Source organism: Stackebrandtia sp. (assembly GCF_035643755.1).
GTDB lineage: Bacteria > Actinomycetota > Actinomycetes > Mycobacteriales > Micromonosporaceae > Stackebrandtia.
The window spans coordinates 16097-29531 of sequence record NZ_DASQPW010000058.1; the positions used below are offsets into that span (position 1 = coordinate 16097).

A 13435-nucleotide genomic window follows, 5' to 3' on the forward strand; every position below is an offset into this window, starting at 1 on the left:
CCTGACACTCCGAGACCTGGTCACCCGATCGGGTGCCGTAGTCTCGTTGCCGTGTCTGACCGGGAAAAGCTGCTCGACCTCATCAACGAACTGGCCGTGGTGCGCGGCCGGGTCGTGCTGTCGAGCGGGCAGGAGGCCGACTCGTATCTCGACGGGCGCCGGGTCGCGTTGCACCACAAGGCGGCCCCGTTGATCGGACGGGTCATGTGCGACCTGACGTCCGATTGGGACTATCAGTCCGTGGGGGGTTTGACGCTGGGCGCCGACCCCGTCGCGACCGCGATGATGCACCAGTCGCCGCGTCCGCTGGACGCCTTCGTGGTGCGCAAAACCGAGAAGACGCACGGTTTGCAGCGACGCATCGAGGGCCCCGACGTGGCGGGACGCCGGGTATTGGCGGTGGAGGACACGTCGACGACCGGGAGTAGTGTGTTGACAGCGGTCGATGCGCTGCGCGAAGCCGGAGCCGAGATCGTGGGGGTCGCGGTCATCGTCGATCGGGGAGCCGAAGCCGCGGTCAAGGCCGCGGGGCTGGAATACCGGGCGGTTTTCAGCAGTGGGGATCTACATCTATAAAAGTCTGACAGACTTCCCCTGAGCCACCCCTCACTGAAAGTCCATACAGTCCGTAGTGATATAAATACTAATCGATAGTTTTGGTGAGAGGAAAATACCGTGGTACGCGTACTCGCTGACGCCACAACCCCCGCGTCTCCTGTTGCGGGCGACCCAATCCCACGCAAAGACGCTGAGCGCATCGCCGGTGTGCTCAAGGCACTGGCGGACCCGAACCGCCTGCGCCTGATCAGCCTGATCCAGTCGCAGGACGGCGGGGAAGCCTGCGTGTGCGAGCTGACCGACCCGCTGGGCCTGTCCCAGCCGACCATCAGCCACCACCTCCGGATTCTCACGGAGGCCGGCCTGGTCGAGCGCGACAAGCGTGGAGTGTGGGCGTACTTCCGGGTGCTGCCCGAGACACTCAACGCGGTCGCCGACCTGCTCACCCCGCCGAAGCGACGGGGGCGTCGCCGCAGCAGCGGCCACTAGTGGCACCGGTGCGGTAGCGGGGGCGACTGGCAGGCGCCCGCTGCCGACACCTAGAAGTACATCGATTCCTCTACACTCGGTGCGTGGCGCCGAGACATCGCAAGCCGGCCCGGTTTTCCCCCCGGGCCCGGCGAACCCTGGTGGGAGTGGTGATGGCCGCCGTGCTGGCGTCCGTCACCGGCGTCGCACTGGGTTCGGTCATCGAGGGCGTCAAGGATTGCGACCGCCACGTCACCCTGCACATGTCCGCCGCGGCGGACATCGCGCCGGTGCTCGGCAAGCACGCCAAGCAGTGGTCCCACACCGCCGACCCGGTGGACGGCGCCTGCGTCACCGTCGACGTCACGGCGCAGGACTCCGCCTCGGTGGCGATGGCGTTGGCGCGCAAGTATTCCGCGGCCTTCGACATCGGCAAGGCCAAGACCACCGACGTCCGCGTGCCGGACGTGTGGGTGCCGGAGTCGATGACCTGGCTGGCCCGACTCGGGGGCGACCTGGGCGGCCACCTCAACCCGCACGTCGGCTCGGTCGCCGAGAGCGTGCTCGGCCTGGCGGTCACGAAGAAGACCGACGGCGCCGGTGAGTCCACCATGCTGCAAAACGCCAAGGTCGACCCCTCCGACCCCCGGGCGGACGCGGGCGCGCTGGCGCTGCTGTTGGAGTCCAACGAGAACAAGACCGCCCAGGTGAAGTACAAGCCCGGGTCGGCCACGGTGATGTCGAAGGCGGCCTACGACCTGTACATGGCCAAGCATCCCGGCAGCAAGCTGGAGTTCGTCAACACCAACCCCTCGCTGCCGCCCTTCGAGTACCCGTTCATCACACAGGCCAAAATGGACAAAACGCTGGACGACGCGGGAGACGCGTTCCTGTCCAGCATGCTGTCGGACGAGTTCACCAACAGCCTCGGCAAGTACGGCTTCACCAAGGCCGGGCCCTACCCGCAGAAGGTGGACCCGAAGGCGGTGAGCAAGGTCCTCGACGCCTGGGACGCCAGCTCACCGCCGACGAGCTAGGCCACGCCGAGGTCGCGGGCGATGAGCATCCGCTGGATCTCCGAGGTGCCCTCGCCGATCTCCAGAATCTTGCTGTCGCGCCACATCCGGGCCACCGGCGTCTCGTTCATGAAGCCGTAGCCGCCGAACACCTGGGTGGCGGCGCGGGCGTTGTCCACGGCGGCCTCGGAGGCGTACAGCTTGGCGATGGAGGCGTGGCGCTTGAACGGCTCCTCGGCGCGCATCCGGGCGGCGGCGTCGTAGTAGGCCAGCCGCGAGGTGTGGGCGCGCACCTCCATGTCGGCGATCATGAACTGGATCGCCTGGTAGTTACCGATGTTGTGGCCGAAGGCGTGGCGCTCGGCGGCGTAGCGCACCGACTCGTCGACGCAGCCCTGGCTCAGGCCGGTGGCCAGCGCGGCGATGGCGATGCGGCCCTCGTCGAGGATGCGCAGGAACTGCGCGTAGCCGCGTCCCCGCTCGCCCAGCAGGTTGCCCACCGGCACCCGGCAGTCGTCGAAGTACAGCTCGCGGGTGTCGGAGGCAGACCAGCCGACCTTGGAGTACTTGGGCGCCACGGTGAAGCCGGGGGTGTCACGCGGCACGATGATCGACGAGATCTCGGGCCGGCCGTCGGCGGTGCTGCCGGTGACGGCGGTGACGGTCACCAGGTCGGTGATGTCGGTGCCCGCGTTGGTGATGAAGCATTTCGACCCATTGATGACCCACTCGTCGCCGTCCACGGTGGCCTTCGTCTGGGTCGCCGAGGCGTCGGAGCCGCCGCCGGGCTCGGTGAGCCCGAAGCCGGCCAGCGCCTCGCCCGCCAGCAGCCGCGGCAGCCAGCGCCGCTTCTGCTCCTCCGTACCGAAGCGATAGATCGGCATGGCGCCCAACGACACCGCCGCCTCCACCGTGATGGCCACCGAGGAGTCGACGCGGGCCAGCTCCTCCAGGGCCAGGCACAGCAGGAAGTAGTCGCCGCCCGCCCCGCCGTACCGCTCGTCGAAGGGGGCGCCGAACACGCCCATGCGTCCCAGCTCGGCGACGATCTCGTAGGGGAACTCGCCGCGCTCGTACAGCTCGCCGATGACCGGCGCGATGCGTTCGCGGGCGAACTTCGCCACCGCCTCGCGCAGGGCGTCCTCGTCGGCGCTCAGCCGGAAATCCATCGGTGTGCCTTTCTGCCTGTCCTATACCGGTGTGACGCCGTGGCGGCGCCGGGAGAATCCGCGTTCCTTGTCGGCGGACGCCGCGTAGCGCCCGATCAGCTCGTCGCGCAGGTTCTCGGGCTCGACGATGCCGTCGATGACCAGCTCGCTGGCCAGCCGGACGATGTCGATGTCGGCCTCGTACTCGGCGCGCTTGTCGGCGACGAAGCGCTCGCGCTCCTCGGCGTCGTCGATGTCGGCGATCTTGCGGGCGTACACGGCGTTGACGGCCGCGTCGGCGCCCATCACGGCGATCTTGGCCGTGGGCAGGGCGAGGGTGGCGTCGGGGCCGAAGCCCGGCCCGGCCATGGCGTACAGCCCGGCGCCGTAGGCCTTGCGCACCACGACGCAGATCTTGGGGACGGTGGCCTCGGAGATGGCGCTGACCATCTTGGCGCCGTGGCGGATGATGCCCTGCTTCTCCACGGCGCTGCCGACCATGAAGCCGGGCACGTCGGCCAGGAACAGCAGCGGCACGTTGAACGCGTCGCACAGTTGTACGAAACGGGCGGCCTTGTCGGAGGAGTCGACGAACAGCACCCCGCCCTTGAACATGGAGTTGTTGGCCACCACGCCGATCGGCCTGCCGTCGAGGCGGGCGAAGCCGGTGACGAGCTCCTTGGCCCAGCGAGCGTGCACCTCGAAGAAGGAGTCGGCGTCGACCAGCCCCTTGACGTACTTGCGCATGTCGAAGGCCTGGCGTTCGTTGGCGGGAACCAGGGCCCGCAGGTCGACGTCGGCGGACGCGACCGGCTCGGCGGCCGGGGGCCGCTTCGTCCAGTTCGACGGCAAATAGGACAGATAGCGTTTGACGACGCCCAGCGCCTCGTCCTCGTCGGCGCACAGGAAATGGCCGACGCCGGATTCGGTGCAGTGCACGCGGGCCCCGCCCATCTCCTCCAATGTGGTCTTCTCGCCGGTGACCATCTCGACCATGCGGTCGGAGCCCAGGTACATCGAGGCGTTCTTGTCCACCATGGCCACGACGTCGCAGAACGCCGGTATGTAGGCGCCGCCGGCGGCGCTGGGGCCGAACAGGGCGCACACCTGCGGGATGGAGCCCGAGGCGCGCACCTGGTTGTAGAAGATGTTGCCCGCGCCGCGGCGTCCCGGGAACAGGTCGACCTGGTCGGTGATGCGGGCACCGGCGGAGTCCACCAGGTACACCATGGGGACGCCGTCGGCGTAGGCGCGCTCGATGATCCGGATCAGCTTCTCCACGGTGCGAGCGCCCCAGGAGCCCGCCTTCACGGTGGAGTCGTTGGCCATCAGGCACACCGGCCGTCCGTCGATGCGGGCGGTGCCGGTGACCACGCCGTCGGCGGGAAGTCCCGTGGCCATGGCGTTGGCGAAGTAGCCGTCCTCGACGAAGGAACCCTTGTCCACCAGGTGTTCCACCCGATCGCGGGCGAACAGCTTCCCCTTGGCGGCATTGGCCTCGTGGTATTTGGGAGCGCCGCCTGAGGCGATGGTCGCCCTGAGCTCCTCGATGTCCATGGCTTCCCTTCGAGCGTCAGCTTAATGCTCGTTAAGGGTAGAGCACGCGGGCACGGACGCCAAGGCGCCCGGGACCTCGCGAGGTCCCGGGCGCCTTGAATCAGGCTATGGAATTGTCACGCCTGCGCGGAGGAGCGGCTGTTGACGGCGGTGCGTACCGCCGCGAAGCCGACACCGGCCAGGCAGACACCGGCCAACACGGCCAGCATCCCGGAGGCGCCGCCGCCGCTCTGGCTGGCGTCAACGGCGTCGATGTGCTTGTTGTCACCGGAGTCGTCGCCCGCGGTGCCCGCGGCGCCCGAGTCATCGGACGCGGAGCTGTCATCGCTGGGCTTCTTGCCGTCCTTCTTGTTCGGGTCGCCGTTGTGGCCCGAGGCGGCCGGCTTGTCGCCGCTGCCGGGGGCGCCGGGCTTGGACTGCTTGTCGCCGGTCGAACCGGAGTCGCCACCGCCGGAGTGGTGGCCGCCGCCGGTCGAACCGCCGCCGCCACCGCCGGACCCGCCGCCGTTATCGTCGCCACCGGGGTCGTGGTGGGCGGCCTTGGCGGTCACGGTGGTCTTCTCGTAGTCGTTGTGCAGGTCGACCCCGCACTTCGGCTTCATGATCGCCTCGACCGAACCGTTCAACGCGACGGTGGCGCTCGAGCCCTCGTCGACGTTCTTGGTGGTGTTGCCGATGACCAGCGTGGCGTCCTTGCCGAGGTTGTTGGTGAACGACACCGAGTCGCCCTCGGTGATGGTCAAGGTGCTCTTGTCCGGGACGGACTTGTTGGACAGGCCCAAGAGGCTGCAGCCGCCCGAGAACACCACTTCATCCTTGGCGCCATCGGCGATGGCCGGATTGGTGCCCATGAACCCCACGGCGACGGCACCGGCCACGGCCAGCGCCGAGACGCCGCCGATCACGCGACGGCGATTCAGCGGCTTGCGCTTCTTCGCTTGTGCGTCAACAGCGGGGCGCGGGTATGGACTGGGCCGCCGATCTCGGGCTCCAGTAGCGCGCTTCAATGCTTCTCCTACCTACGAAGTCGGTCCCCGTGAGCTTTCTTTGGTTATCAGTGCCACTACGAACAACGAAGTAACCAGAGCAGAGTAACGCGTCCGGGCCACGTGTGGGTGAAGAGGACCAGCGGTAATCGCGCACCGCCGCAGAGTGTGGTATTACGCTCACGAATATGCGTATTGGAGCACATGTCGACGCGACGAATCCGCTGGAGGCCGCGGCCGAGCGCGGCGCGAACGTCGTGCAGTTCTTCCTCGGCGACCCGCAGGGGTGGAAGAAACCCGAGCCGCGCGACGACGCCGACGCCCTGCGCGACTCCGACGTCGACATCTTCATTCACGCGCCGTACGTCATCAACGTGGCCTCGCCGAACAACCGGATCCGGGTGCCCAGCCGCCGCCTGATGGTGCAGCACGCCAAGGCCGCCGCCGCCATCGGCGCCCGGGGGCTGATCGTGCACGGCGGCCACGTCACCAAGGACACCGACATATCGGAGGGCTTCTCCAACTGGCGCAAGGCCATGGAGTACGCCGCCGAGCAGGGCGCCACCGAGGTCCCGATCCTCGTCGAGAACACCGCCGGCGGCGCCCACGCGTGCGCGCGGCACTTCGACAACCTGGCCCGGCTGTGGGAGCGGATCGGCGAGTTCGGTCCGGGGTTCTGCCTGGACACCTGCCACGCGCACGCCGCCGGCGAGGACCTGTCCGATGTGGTGGAACGGGCGAGGGCCATCACCGGCGGGGTCAACCTGGTGCACGCCAACGACTCCCGCGACACCTTCGACTCGGGGCGCGACCGCCACGCCAACCTCGGAGACGGCCACATCGATCCGTCGCGGATTGTGGATATCATCGCGGCTGCGGGCTGTCCGGCCGTCGTGGAGACTCCCGGCGACGCCGCGGCACAGTCCGCCGACATCGCGCTGATACGAAAGCAGTTGCCACCAGCATGAGCTCTCCCGACGCCGCCAGCGGAACCGCGGATTCCGAAGTGTCCGAAGCCGAAAGCGACGTCGAGGAGCCCGAAGCGGCCACCGACACCGACGAAGACGCGGCCGAGCCCGCCGTCGAGCGCTGGAAACGCTTCGCCGCCAGCGAACCCGCCGACACCGCCGACGAACCCGAACCGGGCGGCGGCTGGCAACGGCTGCGGCGCAAGCTGGCCAGGGCCGCGCGCGGGGAGATCGCGATCGTCGCGGCGATCAGCGTGGCGCTGTCGCTGGCGATGAACTGGAAGGTGCTGCGCGACCCCGCGCACACCATCCCCCACGACCTCGGCGACCCCCTGCAGCAGGCATACACCCTGGCCTGGCCGGGATCGACCGTCCTCAGCGACCCCGGGCACCTGTGGAACGCCAGCAACTTCTACGGCGAGTCCTATTCCTTCGTCTTCAGCGACACCCTGCTGGGCTACCTGCCCGCGTCGCTGCTGGGTTCGGGGCACGCCGCGGCGCTGCTGCGGTACAACATCATCTACCTGCTGACCTTCGCGCTGGCCTTCTTCGGCGCCTACGTCCTGTTGCGGCAGTTGGGTTCACGCATCGCGGGCAGCGCCGTCGGCGCGGCCGCCTTCGCCTACGCGCCATGGAAACTCGCCCACGAGGGTCACCTCAACATCCTGTCGGCGGGCGGCATCGTGTTGGCGCTGGCCATGCTGGCGCGCGGACACGGCTATTCGCTGCGACACGGGTACCGCCGCCAACGCACCCGCTGGGGCTGGGTGGTCGCGGGCTGGCTGGTGGCCAGCTGGCAGATCTCGATCGGCTTCGCGCTGGGCATCCCCTTTGGATACCTGCTGGCCGGAATCGCGGTGGTGTCGCTGATCGCGTGGCCGGCCAAGCGATGCCCCCGGGTGCCGTGGAGGGTGGTCGTCGCCGACGCCGCCGGCATGGTGGTGTTCGCCGGCGTCAGCCTGGGCCTGGCGCTGCCGTACTTCAAGGTGCTCCAGCTGTACCCGGAGGCGGCCCGCCCGCTGGACTACGTGCGGTACTTCTCGCCGATCTGGCAGAGCTTCCTGATCAGCCCCGAGGAATCGGCGCTGTGGGGCCACGCGCACGCCGCGGCGCGCGAGAACCTTTACTGGCCACCGGAAACCACGCTGCTGGTGGGCTTCACCGTGCTGGCGCTGGCCGTGGCGGGCCTGGTGTGGTCGTCGTGGAGCCGGTGGCAGCGGGCGTGGCTGTTCGCCGGGCTGGCGCTGTCGGTGGCGTTGGCGTTGGGCACCAACTTCGTCGACGACGGCAAGTGGATGTACGTCCTGGCGTACCAGTACCTGCCGGGCTTCGACGGGCTGCGCACCCCCGGGCGCCTGGTGTTGTACGTGAGCCTGCTGCTGGCGATCCTGGCGGCGGGGACGCTGACGCGCCTGGCCGACCGGCTGGACTCCTACGCGCTCGCCGACCGGGTCGACACCCGTTGGCGCGCCCCGGTTCCGGCGCCGATGCGGCTGGCGCTGCTGATCCCGGTGCTGTTCGTGCTGGTGGAGGGCTACACGGCGGTGCCGCCGCCGCAGGTGCCGACGGCGCCGGTGGCGTTGTCGAGCCTGAAGGACCCGGTGCTGGTGCTGCCGTCCGACGCCGCCCACGACTACGCGGTGCAGTACTGGACGGTGGACGGTTTTCCGCGGGTCGTCAACGGCACCAGCGGTTTCGTCCCCAAGAAGCAGGAGGCCATCCGCCACGACGCGCTGACGTTCCCGTCGCCGCAGAGCGTCGAGGCGCTGCGGGCCGACGGCGTCAACACCGTGGTGGCGGTGCGGGATCAGCTGCGCGGCACGCCCTGGGAGTACCTGTTGGACGTTCCCAGCGCCGACAGCTCGATCCGGATCGAGGACCGCGGCAAGGTCATCGTCTTCAGGCTGTGAGCAACGGCCCGGCGTCGGGATCGGTGCCGCCGTAGGAAAGCCGCACCACGTCGTGGCGCGGCCGCAGGACCTCGCGCACCACCAGCACGCACAGGGCGCACACGGTGCCGAAGCGGGTGATCGACGCGGCGATGAACACCCATTCCGGGGAGACCAGGGCCCACGCGGGCACGTTGTGGTCGGTGGAATCGGAGGCCGACAGCAGTTCGCCGTAGAAGGCCAGGAAGTAGAACAGCTCGGCGGCCTGCCAGCCCAGGAACATCCGCCAGCGGGGGCGGGCCAGCACGGCCAGCGGCAGCAGCCACAGCAGGTACTGCTGGGACCAGACCTTGCCGCACAACAGGAACGCGGCCACCACCAGGAACGACAGCTGCGCCAGGCGGGGTGGCTCCGGGGCGGTGAAGCACAGCACGGCGATGCCGAGGCAGGCGATCACGAAAGCCACCAGGTACATCCAATTGAGAATGTCCACATTGTTGATGAGCTGGCCGGGGAGGCTCTGTTCGCCGACGAGGCCGCGCAGGATGTACCAGCTGGTGCCCCAGTCGACGGCGCGAGTGGCGTTGAGTTCGAAGAAGCGCAGCCAGCCGTCGCGTGCCCAGATGATGAAGGGCAGGTTGATGACCAGCCAGGTGCCCGCGGCGGCGGCCACGGTGATCACGGCCGGGGGAAGGCGGCGGTAGCGGATGGCCAACAGGATCAGGGGCCCGGCCAGCAGCAGCGGGTAGAACTTGGCGGCCACGGCCAGGCCGAGCAGGACGCCGGCGAGGATCTTGCGTCCGGTCTTCCACGCCAACAGGAAGCCGACGCTCAGGGGCACCGCGATGAGGTCCCAGTTCACCAGCGCCGTCACCAGCAGCGCCGGCGCCACGGCGACCAGCATGGCGTCGAAGGGGCGGCGGGCGGCGCGCAGCCGGTAGACCGCGGCGATGGTCAGGGCGCCGCCGATCAACAGGACGATCGCGTTGAGCTGGTAGTAGAAGGCGACGCCGCCGGAGCCGAACACCTTGTGCGCCAACAGGCCCAGCGCGCCCATCACGATGCCGGTCAGGACGGGGTATTCGACGGCGTGCTGGAAGTACGGGATGTGGCCGACGTTGAGCCCCTCGCCGCCCCACAGGGCCAGCACGTCGGTGTAACACAGCTGGGTGTACTGGCGGTAGTTCACCCAGTTTCCGGTGGCGCAGGGCAGCTTCTGCAGCCACGCGGCACCCAGCATGAGGATGCCCGCCATCATGACCACCCGCGGCGGTATCCAAAAGCGACGGCGCGGCGGGTCGACGGCGTGGCGCCCCAGCGGTCCCCCGATGCCCTGCGACAGGGACTCCACCGCCGGGTCCTCCCGGGACGGGGCGATGACGACGTGTTCGGCTTGTTCGGACATCACCGCACATGATGCCTTAGGGGATCGCTGACAGCGCGCTAACCCCGTCCGACGGTAGGCTTGACTCCGACGTCCTCGTGACCCTGAAGGAGACCAAGGTGGGACTCGGCGGCAGCATCTTCTTTCTGGTCGTAGGCGCGATTTGTGTGTTCGCGGTGACCCCGAGCGCCAAAAAGGACGTGACGTGGATCGACCTGACCGCGCTGGGGTGGATCTTCATTCTGGCGGGCGTGGTCGGGATCGTGTTGACCAGTTGGTATGCCAAGCGCAAGAAGCGCCTGGACAAAGAGGTCAACGACAACTATCAGGCGGCGCGGATCGCGCGGCGCCAGGCCATCAAGCGGGCGGACGCGGCGCGGGCGTCGCAACCCCCGAGGCAACAGAATTCCTCGGACGACGCCGCGGCTGCCGACGGGAGCTGACCGTCCACAATCGCACTAATGGGACAAAACGGCCAGGTGTTATGTGGCAGTTCAGTACTGGTGGACGATATGGGCATCAACCGTTCGGGTGATTCGATAAATCACCATAGCCCGATACTTTTGCGCCCCAAGGCCATCGGCTACACTTCTGGGCACACCATGGTGGTGGCTCCGCCTCTCCTCCCGTGGAGGCGAGCCCCCGACTCCGGTTCTTTTCCGTGTTGAACCCGAGTCCCCCCGCCCCGGCCGTTCCCCCGTGCCGCCGGGGCGGGCCTATTTTTTGCCCCGATCCCGCCGCGATCATGGACTTTTCGCCCCGACTTGGATAGCGTTTGCCAGATGCGGCTTCCCCCTCTTGACCTGGCGTTGTCCCCCCACACTGGATACACCCGCACCCACTGGGAGGCGGTGGCGGAATCCTGGCTGCGCCAGGGGTTCGCGCACGCCTCACCGAGCGGATCGCTGTGGCGCATCCCGGGCCGTCACGCCTGGTCGGGGCCGCAATCCGATGCGCTGGAAGGCTTCGCGCGCGGTTTCCTGCTGGCTGCGGGGCCGATCGCCTCGGGCCGCGGCGGCGGGTTCGCCGAGCGCTTCGCCTCGGGCCTGGACGCGGGCACGCGGCGCGGCGGCGACGAGGAGTGGCTGCGGGGTGTGGATTGCGTGCGCCCCTTGAGGGGCCAGACCCAGCCGATCGTGGAGGCGGCCAACATCGCCCTGGCCCTGCACGTCACGCGCGACCAGCTGTGGGCCACTTTGGACGAATCGGTGCGGGCGCGGGTCGTCGACTGGCTGGAGCACCACGCCAGACTCCTGGCCTGGCCGAACAACTGGGTGCTGTTCACCGCGGTCATCGAGGCGTTCTTGGCGTCGGTGGGCGTCGACACCTCGGCGTACCGCAGCGACGCGTCGGTGCGGTGGGTGGAGTCGTGGCACCTGGGCGGCGGCTGGTACACCGACGGCCAGCGCCGCAACGTGGACTACTACAACGCCTGGGTGATCCACCCGTTCCTGTGGGCCTGGTACGACATGGTCGGCCAACGCGACCCGGACGCGGCCTGGCGCTGGCGGCAGCGGCTGGCCGAGTTCGGACGGACATTCCCGCACCTGTTCGGCGGCAACGGTTCCCCCGTGCAACAGGGACGGTCGCTGACGTACCGCACGGCGGCGCTGGCGCCGTTGTGGCTGGGGCAGCTGACGGGCACCTCGACGCTCGCGCCCGGAGCGGTGCGCCGCCTGGCGTCGGGAACCCTGAAGTACTTTGTAGACGCCGGGGTCGGCGCGGATGGACCGCCCACGCTGGGATGGCGCGGCGACACCTATCTTCCGTTGACCCAGAGCTATTCGGGCCCGGGGTCGCCGTACTTCGCGGGCATGGGATTCCTCGGCCTGGCGCTGCCCGCCGACCACCCAGTGTGGACCGACGGCGAGGTCGAGCAGCCGTCGCAAACCGATGCGACGGTGCCGATCGCGGGCGCGGGCTGGCTGGTGCACTCCACCGCCGACGACGGGATCGTCCGCCTGCTCAACCACGGCAGCGACAAGATCACCGAGGGCACCCCCGAACCCGACCCTGCCTACATCAAGTTCGCCTACTCCACCCACACCGCCCCCGGCCATGGCGCCGCCTTCGACGACGGCACCGACAACGAGTTCGTGTTCTTCGACGCCGCGGGCGATCCCCGGCGCCGCCGCCGCATCGAGACCCATCGGGTTTTCGACTCCTACGCGGCCTCGCGCAGCGCCTACACGACGGGCGAGGTCACCTCGGCGTCCATAGTGAAGGGACGCTTCGAGGTGCGCTGCCACCGCGTCACGGGCACCGAGGCGGCGGCGGTGCGCGAGGGCGGCCACCTGGTGGCGGACGACGCCGAGGTCGCGCGCGGCGCGGGCGGGTCGTGGGCGTGGGTGCGCGGCGCGGATGGCCTGACCAGCGCGGTGATCGGGCTCCACGGCCTCGGCGGCGGCACCACCTCGAGCTACGTCGACGCCAACGCCCTGGGCCGCCACGCCGCCGCACCAGCGATCGGCGGCGACGGCGGCGATGTCTTCGTGGCGCTGCACGTGTTGACCTTCACCGACGATCCCGTTGCGGCATTGGAACAGTGGCGCGGGACCGTCGAGGCCACGGTGGAGGGTTCGAGGGTGACGGTGCGCTGGCCCGACGGCACGACGCAGGCGATCAACCTGGCGACGGTGCTGCCGCGCATGTCCTAGACGTATTGGCCGTGAGGAGGTTGCCTGGTTGCGAGGTGAGTCGGTTCAGGAACTGTCTGGTGCATTTGCCTTGTTGGGGAACCTGATCTGTTCAACGAGATTCCCAGTGATGCTCGGTTGACCATCATGCCGATAGCCGCGTACGTCATGATCGAAGATCTTGGTATGTCGCATGAGGACATTGACAAGCTCTTGGATGACGCTGAACGCAAGGTCAGCTAGAAAGCGAGTCCTAACAGGATTGTTGGCGAAAGGCCCTGGCGCTTGCTTCCATCTGCGTTCGAGGTATCAGCTCTTGTTCCGATCCCTGTTGCGTCGCAGGGCAAACTCGACGCATTGGCCCGTCCCGTCGGAACTGCGTGTGCTCTTGCGCCACGCGGCGACTTCAACGCAGTTTTGCCCGTCGCCCGTTCCGCTGCGAGAGCTTCGTTTCCATACGGACTTCGGGCTCGCTGTAGTGAGTTCGGACGGTGTGCCCAAGGGGTCTGTCACAGTTGATCCTTCGTTGCCGCGATCAGCTTCTTGGACGGGATGGGGTTGAGGGTGTCATCCAAGAGGTGATCAAAGTTGTCCGTCAGTACGTCAATTGTGTCTCCTTCCACGCACACATCGCCACCTGGAACTTGAAGGAGACCAGCTTCAGGGTAGGGGGATTCAAGCGATAGAACCTCAAAGGATCCCGTAAGACTCACATGCATTCCTGCTGAGAAGGGAAGGACTCGAATCTCGACATTGGACTGATCTGCGGCCCTCAGAAGATAGTCCAGCTGTTCCCTCATTGCCTGCCTGTTCGCGACTGATCTC

General features: G+C 68.2%; 13 protein-coding genes. 7 read left to right on the top strand and 6 right to left on the bottom strand.

Annotated elements, in window-relative coordinates:
* Positions 1–51: 51 nt before the first annotated feature.
* The 3 genes from VE172_RS04335 to VE172_RS04345 all read left to right on the top strand — a co-directional run bounded on the left by VE172_RS04335 (position 52) and on the right by VE172_RS04345 (position 2063).
* A complete protein-coding gene (locus tag VE172_RS04335) occupies positions 52–576 on the top strand; it encodes an orotate phosphoribosyltransferase (protein ID WP_324797691.1) in 525 nt (174 codons plus the stop codon).
* 99 nt (positions 577–675) lie between these two features.
* Positions 676–1047, top strand: coding sequence for an ArsR/SmtB family transcription factor (locus VE172_RS04340; RefSeq protein WP_349258249.1), 372 nt, complete (start codon positions 676–678; stop codon positions 1045–1047).
* Positions 1048–1130: 83 nt separating this feature from the next.
* Positions 1131–2063 (top strand): hypothetical protein, encoded by a 933-nt coding sequence (locus VE172_RS04345; protein ID WP_324797697.1) that lies wholly within the window; start codon positions 1131–1133, stop codon positions 2061–2063.
* Here VE172_RS04345 and VE172_RS04350 read toward each other — a convergent pair.
* From VE172_RS04350 to VE172_RS04360, 3 genes are all read right to left on the bottom strand, one after another.
* Entirely contained in the window at positions 2060–3211 is a 1152-nt protein-coding gene (locus VE172_RS04350; protein ID WP_324797699.1) for an acyl-CoA dehydrogenase family protein, read from the bottom strand. The genes VE172_RS04345 and VE172_RS04350 overlap by 4 nt on opposite strands.
* Before the next feature lie 21 nt (positions 3212–3232).
* Entirely contained in the window at positions 3233–4747 is a 1515-nt protein-coding gene (locus tag VE172_RS04355) for an acyl-CoA carboxylase subunit beta (protein WP_324797701.1), read from the bottom strand.
* Positions 4748–4863: 116 nt separating this feature from the next.
* A complete protein-coding gene (locus VE172_RS04360; RefSeq protein WP_324797703.1) occupies positions 4864–5652 on the bottom strand; it encodes a hypothetical protein in 789 nt (262 codons plus the stop codon).
* A gap of 269 nt (positions 5653–5921) precedes the next feature.
* On the opposite strand from VE172_RS04360, the gene VE172_RS04365 reads away from it, so the two are divergent.
* The gene (locus tag VE172_RS04365) at positions 5922–6701 is read left to right on the top strand and encodes a deoxyribonuclease IV (protein ID WP_324797706.1); all 780 of its coding nucleotides are present in this window, start codon (positions 5922–5924) and stop codon (positions 6699–6701) included.
* Positions 6698–8611, top strand: coding sequence for a hypothetical protein (locus VE172_RS04370; RefSeq protein ID WP_324797708.1), 1914 nt, complete (start codon positions 6698–6700; stop codon positions 8609–8611). Before VE172_RS04365 ends, VE172_RS04370 begins: the two co-directional genes overlap by 4 nt.
* Here VE172_RS04370 and VE172_RS04375 read toward each other — a convergent pair.
* A complete protein-coding gene (locus tag VE172_RS04375) occupies positions 8601–9995 on the bottom strand; it encodes a glycosyltransferase family 87 protein (RefSeq protein ID WP_324797710.1) in 1395 nt (464 codons plus the stop codon). The two genes, VE172_RS04370 and VE172_RS04375, sit on opposite strands and share 11 nt — an antisense overlap.
* Before the next feature lie 77 nt (positions 9996–10072).
* Between VE172_RS04375 and VE172_RS04380 the strand changes: the two genes are divergently transcribed.
* Together VE172_RS04380 and VE172_RS04385 are read left to right on the top strand one after the other, a co-directional pair.
* Positions 10073–10417, top strand: coding sequence for a DUF6458 family protein (locus VE172_RS04380; protein ID WP_324797712.1), 345 nt, complete (start codon positions 10073–10075; stop codon positions 10415–10417).
* A 339-nt stretch (positions 10418–10756) separates the two neighbouring features.
* Entirely contained in the window at positions 10757–12631 is a 1875-nt protein-coding gene (locus tag VE172_RS04385; RefSeq protein WP_324797716.1) for a DUF2264 domain-containing protein, read from the top strand.
* A gap of 288 nt (positions 12632–12919) precedes the next feature.
* On the opposite strand, the gene VE172_RS25360 is transcribed toward VE172_RS04385, so the two are convergent.
* Together VE172_RS25360 and VE172_RS04390 are read right to left on the bottom strand one after the other, a co-directional pair.
* Positions 12920–13123, bottom strand: coding sequence for a DUF397 domain-containing protein (locus VE172_RS25360; RefSeq protein ID WP_349258250.1), 204 nt, complete (start codon positions 13121–13123; stop codon positions 12920–12922).
* Positions 13120–13435 (bottom strand): Scr1 family TA system antitoxin-like transcriptional regulator (locus tag VE172_RS04390; RefSeq protein ID WP_324797719.1); only part of this gene is annotated, 316 nt, incomplete at its 5' end. The genes VE172_RS04390 and VE172_RS25360, both read right to left, overlap by 4 nt.

Coding starts and splice junctions, on each gene's coding strand:
- VE172_RS04365 (WP_324797706.1), top strand. CDS start 5,922: ATGCGTATTGGAGCACATGTCGACGCGACGAATCCGCTGGAGGCCGCG.
- VE172_RS04385 (WP_324797716.1), top strand. CDS start 10,757: ATGCGGCTTCCCCCTCTTGACCTGGCGTTGTCCCCCCACACTGGATAC.
- VE172_RS04355 (WP_324797701.1), bottom strand. CDS start 4,747: ATGGACATCGAGGAGCTCAGGGCGACCATCGCCTCAGGCGGCGCTCCC.
- VE172_RS04375 (WP_324797710.1), bottom strand. CDS start 9,995: ATGTCCGAACAAGCCGAACACGTCGTCATCGCCCCGTCCCGGGAGGAC.
- VE172_RS04370 (WP_324797708.1), top strand. CDS start 6,698: ATGAGCTCTCCCGACGCCGCCAGCGGAACCGCGGATTCCGAAGTGTCC.
- VE172_RS04350 (WP_324797699.1), bottom strand. CDS start 3,211: ATGGATTTCCGGCTGAGCGCCGACGAGGACGCCCTGCGCGAGGCGGTG.